The organism is Vibrio sp. D173a, from assembly GCF_030248475.1.
In genome coordinates this window covers 1-639 of the sequence record NZ_JAHGAH010001423.1, presented here as the reverse complement: position 1 = coordinate 639, position 639 = coordinate 1, and the positions used below count along the sequence as shown (strand labels likewise).

Genomic DNA, 639 nt, shown 5'->3' with positions numbered 1-639 from the left:
CAGCAACGGGTTCGCCAAAGCTGTTTTTCTCACCGTTCGGGTTTTTAATTTCAACACCTAGCATCAGGCCTTTGCCACGAACTTCAGCGATACAATCAACACGTTGTTGCAGCTTCTCTAGACCGTGACGAAGATATTGACCCGCGATATTGGCATGTTCAACCAGGTTGTCTCTCTCGATAATTTCTAGTGCTTTTGCACCCGATACCATCGCTAGTTGGTTACCACGGAAAGTGCCGGTGTGTTCACCCGCTTTCCAAGTATCAATGCTCTTATCGAATACAAGCAAAGACATTGGTAAACCACCGCCAATCGCTTTCGATAGACATAGGATATCTGGGTTGATACCTGACTCTTCAAATGCGAATCGGTGGCCAGTTTTGCCCACACCACACTGAATTTCATCAAAGATCAGAAGTATGCCATGCTCATCACAGATGCGTCTTAAGCCACGTAGCCAAGATGCCGGAGCAGGAATAACACCGCCCTCGCCTTGGACTGGCTCTACAATCATGGCAGCAGGCTTCATGATGCCCGCTTCATCGTCAGCAAGTAGACGTTCAATATAACGAAGGCTTGCTTGAGCGCCCTGCTCACCACCCAATCCAAATGGGCAGCGCAGGTTGTATGGGAACGGCA

1 protein-coding gene is annotated in these 639 nt (G+C 49.0%); it reads right to left on the bottom strand.

Annotated elements, in window-relative coordinates; all coding sequences use genetic code 11:
- Window positions 1-639, bottom strand: a 639-nt coding sequence (locus tag KIV40_RS33795) for an aminotransferase class III-fold pyridoxal phosphate-dependent enzyme (RefSeq protein WP_285353800.1), incomplete at both ends; no start/stop codon positions are given.